Below are 5,272 nucleotides of genomic sequence, written 5' to 3'. Positions count from 1 at the left end.
CGGTCATGTTGTATTCTGCATAGCAGCGACTTATATGTCGGAAAATTAAAATGGATATATATATTTGTTAAAAGTTAATAGTTAAAGAATTAAAAAGATTTGTAACCACGAGGTGTAATCAGTAAATAGTTGAAAAAATCACTTTAAAACATCAGAAAGAATTAGACAGACGAATAAGCTGCCACATTCATTGGGATAATCATGAGTCCGCTCCAAACTAGGCATTTTCATGCTATGTATCGGTGGTTTTTCGTTATTTTTCAATAAAAACGGACAAAAAAATTACAAATATTCTTTGTCAAAAAACGACAAAATTAAACAAAGATTCACATAACAATAATATTACGTTAACAAAACTTCTTTATGCTTAGCATTATTACCGGTGTGACAACATCAAAAAACATAGAGAAGGTGTATGATGAAAAAACGTATTCGAACTAAAAAACTATTGTCATTAGCTGCCATAAGTGCAATTACCATCACTTCATTATTCGGCAGTATTCCAAAAGCTTTCGCTTGGTCTTGCGAAGATCCGCATAATCAAGATCAAAGTACACATCTTTTTATCGTAAACAACGGTATCAAACTTATTTCTGGCAATGCGAACCCTGCAATTAAGAAGCCAAGCAATCTGCTTGAACAGTTTCGTGATCGTTGGGAGCAAGGCTTGTACGATGCTGATCACATTAATCCTTTTTATGATACTAGCACATTTTTGTCCCACTTTTATGATCCAGACACGCAAACGAATTATGCGGGAGGGTCTTATCCAACAGCACGCCAATCAGGGGTGAAGTATTTTAATCTAGCATCGGACTACTACAAAAATGGCGATTTTTACAATACATTCTATTACTTAGGGATATCTTTGCACTATTTTACAGATGTTACAATGCCTCTTCATGCTTCAAATATTTCAAATCTTGATCATCAAGCACCTGGATATCATTCGAAACTCGAATCATATTCCGAAAGTATTCAAAATCAAGTGACGGTTCCAGATTCAGGTCTATTTAATTGGGTATCTTCAACGGATCCTGGGCTATGGATTCATCAAGCTGCAGTACAAGCGAAATCCGTTATGCCTCAAGTGTGGAATGATTCTATCATTAGTTGGTTCTGGCAAGCAGCTACCAGTAATTATTATTCCGACATGTGGAAGAGCACGGTAAAAACTCCGATCCTTAATCAGTTGAATCAAGCGGAGCGTGAGACCGCCGGATTCATAGATATGTTTTTTCGCTTAAACGGTGTTGAAATGCCTGTGACGGTTTACAGTGGAACTGCTTTTGGTGGTCCATCAGAATTACTCGGCTCTGGAAATTATGATTATGACCAGCTCGTAAAAGGCATTGGCAATGATGCCATTTCTTCCATTCACATTGCGCCAGGCTATCAAGTAACTTTATTTGCAGATGCAAATTATAGTGGAGCATCGACAGTTGTTACAGGTAATATTGATGATTTGGGTAACTTTAATCATCAAGTGTCAAGCCTGAAAGTCGAGAAGATCCCAACAAATCCTGCGCCATCCCCGACGATACAAGCTGAGAGTTATAGCGGTTCAAAGGGAATATTGACACATAGTGCCGGAACGGGCACTGTGGTAGGCAACATAAATTCCGGAAGCTGGCTTAGTTATGACACTGTTGACTTTGGAACAGGCAAAACAAAGTTCATCGCAAGCGTAGGAATGGATCCTTCATATGCAACTATAGACAAGCAACTTGAACTGCGGTTGGATAGTCCAACAGGTACCCTTATAGGTACATTTACTATAGGTCCTACTGGAAGATGGGATACATATGCTACACAAACTTCCAGCGTATCGGGTGCTTCAGGGATACATAAATTGTATATCGTTTCAAAAGGCAGCGGAGATGGTTTCGGAAATATAGATTGGTTTACATTCAGTTCTTGATAAAATGTTGATGTATCTGTGGGACAGGGAGCATTTTGCTTCCTGTTTTTCATTGTAGAAACGAAAATATGCCGATGCGGTCAATCACATCGGCAATTAATTCAAAATCCTTATTTTATAAGCTTTAGCCAAGCCACACACTCCACATGTCTAAAGTGTATGCGGCAATACAATGGGGTGTTTGTGAGTTCAGTTATAAGAGAAGAAGCAATTATAAACTAAAACTGTAGTGCAATAGTAATCGCTCCAATGATGTCACTGCTAAACAGTCATTTTCCAGCTTGATAATGCTAACCAGTTTTCCAATTCCTTATAATCAGGCATTATTTTCCCAACAAGGCGCCAAAAGGATCGATCATGATTTAGATGGACCATATGGCACATTTCATGAACGACTACATAGTCGATTACCCTCGGCGGTGCCATTGCTAGCTTCCAATTAAATGTTAACTGCAACTTTGAATCACAGGTTCCCCAGGTACGGTTACTATCTGAAATACGAATTGAACGCGGCCTTGTTTTAAAGTTGCTTTGATATGATTGGATACTCTTCTCTACTAACGCTTTACACTGCTGATAATAAAATCGTTTTAAGGCTTTTTTTATTTTCTCATCCTCAAGCTGTTTCACATATATATGTAGCTTATCCCCTTCAAACACTGCATGGTCTTGCCCAATACTTGCATCTTGAGAGATTTGTATCGGATATGTGTTCCCTAAATATAGAAAACTCTCCCCTTGATCATAGACCTTCTCCTGTGGCCCAAGCCTTCTATCCTTCATTTCCTTGGATGTTTTCTGAATCCAATCCCATTTTTCCTCTAACAATTGGAGCACGTATTCAACAGGCGTCCCTTTAGGAGCCTGGACTTCAACATTTCCGTAAGAATCTATATAAATACGTACAGATTTTTTTTTCTTGTAAGTTATATGAAAATTAATTGTCTCACCTAAATATGTATGTATCATTTCATCACCTAGAATATTCGTTCATGTTATTTTTGCATGATGTATTAAAAAAATAAGAGTAGGATACAAACTTCCTACTCCATCCATTGTATCATCTACTTTCTTAACATGAATACACATGCAATGTTAAGAAGTTACAATGCTTATTCCTTATCCTCTATATTTAACAGCTAGTCCCTTTAAGAAATTCCTTGCGTATCTATCACCGCACTCTTTGTAATTCTTATGGCCTTTTTTTCTTAATAGAGCTCCTAATTCTCCTTTTGTTACCTTAACTCCCACTCCGTCTAATATATCAAGCACTTCCTCACTCGTTAATGATAGTGCTATTTTCATTTTCTTTAAAAGAAGGTTATTGGCACTTTCATTACTCTGTAACGGCATCGCTTGTCCAGCTGGTTGCCCTGGTTTCGGATCTTGCTTTCCTCTTTTTAAAGTAATAAATCCATTTAAAAATGACTCTAACATCATCATATCGCATGTTAATACGTAATCATCTTCGACTACATCAGCATTTTCAGCTTCATGTTGTGGACTTTTCTTTACTTTTGTAAGCATATCAACTACTTCTTCTTTCGTTACTTCCATACCACCAAGTTTAAAGATTTCCACCATATCTATATCTTTTATATCTAGAGCGTATCTCACTCTTTTTAATATATCGTTGTTGCTCATTGCCATTGTTAGTCCTCCTAAAATGTTGATTATTTATACAGCAGTTAAAATTTATCCTCTAACATGCTTTAAACTATCATGTTTAATATAACCTTTTAGTTAATGTCCGCTAAATTAATACTTTAACACTTTAAAGGTGTGTTTTATAGTCTGAACTAAATTAATACTTGTTAAGGTTATACCCAAACCCCCAAGAAGACCTTGAGTCTGAGGAAAGATTCAAATGATTTTTTGATTCATTCTTGTCTCTTTCATTGCGCCTATGTATCTGGTCCATATTTGTTAAATCTAGAAGTACGCTGATAAGATTCTTTCCGCCGCAACATTAAAATGCTGCCATTTGTACAGAACTGGAGATAGCAACCGTAGACATTGCCTCGGTACCATGAATTCAAGTACATCTCCATAAATCATGCTTGTAGTAAAATAGCCCAAGCGTTGACTAAAAGAAAAAGCAGTGCTTTGATTTCTCAAAAACACTGCCGGTTTCCTGCCCCAAACTTATTTTATGAAAGACGGCTTTCCCGCATTCAACCTCCACAGTTCACTGACATAGGCTGAAACAGTTTTGAAAGGTTGACGACAATTACACATAATGTTGTCATCATGACTAATCGCGATAGTATATTCATGATACTTTCTTTGATGGTATCGTCAAAGTTTCCCGCCGTCCCATCAACATTCTTTTCCAAAGTTATCAAGCAATGCACGCACTTCATCTGTTGATTTCGTGTTCATCAATTGATTTCTTAATTCACCAGCTCCACGGAATCCTTTGACATAAATTTTGAAAAAGCGATGAAGCCCTGTGATTGAACGTGGCAGTGCTTCCGCATATTGCTCTTGAAGATCAAGCTGCAGTCTTAAAAGATCAAGGTATTCTTTACTGCTATGCTCTTTTGGCTCTTTTTCAAAAGCAAAAGGATTTTTAAAAATACCTCGCCCGATCATAACGCCATCAATACCATATTGCTGGGCAAGCTGCAGCCCAGTTTGACGGTCAGGAATGTCTCCATTGATTGTTAGTAGCGTATTTGGTGCGATACGGTCACGTAATTTTTTGATTTCCGGAATTAGCTCCCAATGCGCATCTACTTGGCTCATTTCCTCTCTTGTACGTAAATGAATAGAAAGGTTCGCAATATCCTGTTTTAAAATATGCGTTAGCCACTCCTCCCACTCATTTACATCCTTATAGCCAAGTCGTGTTTTCACGCTGACAGGCAGTCCGCCCGCCTTTGCTGCTTGAATAAGTTCTGCCGCAACGTCTGGACGCAGAATAAGGCCACTACCTTTCCCTCTCGATGCCACATTCGGTACAGGGCAGCCCATATTAATATCGATACCTTTAAATCCTAGCTCTGCCATGCCAATACTCATTTGACGGAAATATTCGGGATTATCCCCCCAAATATGTGCCACCATTGGCTGTTCATCTTCTGTAAAAATCAAACGGCCACGCACACTTTTCATACCCTCTGGATGACAATAGCTATCCGAGTTTGTAAACTCTGTGAAAAATACATCCGGTCGACCGGCTTCATTTACTACGTGACGAAAAACAACATCTGTCACATCTTCCATTGGTGCAAGTACAAAAAATGGTCGTGGTAAATCACGCCAAAAATTATCTATCATTTCAAACTCAAATCCTCTCACTATGGATACAACTTCAAACTCTCGGTCAAAAAATATAAAGTGAAACTT

The 5,272-nt window shown here is 38.0% G+C and carries 4 protein-coding genes; 1 reads left to right on the top strand and 3 read right to left on the bottom strand.

Annotated elements, in window-relative coordinates:
* The first annotated feature begins 418 nt into the window (after nucleotides 1–418).
* A complete protein-coding gene (locus V7024_RS03585; protein ID WP_335515773.1) occupies nucleotides 419–1,921 on the top strand; it encodes a carbohydrate-binding protein in 1,503 nt (500 codons plus the stop codon).
* 261 nt (nucleotides 1,922–2,182) lie between these two features.
* Here V7024_RS03585 and V7024_RS03580 read toward each other — a convergent pair whose 3' ends face one another.
* From V7024_RS03580 to V7024_RS03570, 3 genes are all read right to left on the bottom strand, one after another.
* Nucleotides 2,183–2,890, bottom strand: coding sequence for a M48 family metallopeptidase (locus V7024_RS03580; RefSeq protein WP_335515770.1), 708 nt, complete (start codon nucleotides 2,888–2,890; stop codon nucleotides 2,183–2,185).
* A gap of 150 nt (nucleotides 2,891–3,040) precedes the next feature.
* On the bottom strand, nucleotides 3,041–3,571 hold the full coding sequence (locus tag V7024_RS03575) for a DUF1456 family protein (RefSeq protein WP_335515767.1): 531 nt from the start codon (nucleotides 3,569–3,571) through the stop codon (nucleotides 3,041–3,043).
* Nucleotides 3,572–4,240: 669 nt separating this feature from the next.
* On the bottom strand, nucleotides 4,241–5,203 hold the full coding sequence (locus V7024_RS03570; protein WP_335515779.1) for a tRNA dihydrouridine synthase: 963 nt from the start codon (nucleotides 5,201–5,203) through the stop codon (nucleotides 4,241–4,243).
* Between the last annotated feature and the right edge of the window lie 69 nt (nucleotides 5,204–5,272).

It is taken from the genome of Bacillus sp. JJ864 (assembly GCF_036963045.1).
In the GTDB taxonomy this organism is placed as follows: Bacteria; Bacillota; Bacilli; order Bacillales; family Bacillaceae_G; genus Bacillus_A; species Bacillus_A pseudomycoides_C.
This window is presented reverse-complemented; position numbering and strand designations above follow the sequence as displayed.

Coding starts and splice junctions, on each gene's coding strand:
- V7024_RS03570 (WP_335515779.1), bottom strand. CDS start 5,203: ATGATAGATAATTTTTGGCGTGATTTACCACGACCATTTTTTGTACTT.
- V7024_RS03580 (WP_335515770.1), bottom strand. CDS start 2,890: ATGATACATACATATTTAGGTGAGACAATTAATTTTCATATAACTTAC.
- V7024_RS03575 (WP_335515767.1), bottom strand. CDS start 3,571: ATGGCAATGAGCAACAACGATATATTAAAAAGAGTGAGATACGCTCTA.
- V7024_RS03585 (WP_335515773.1), top strand. CDS start 419: ATGAAAAAACGTATTCGAACTAAAAAACTATTGTCATTAGCTGCCATA.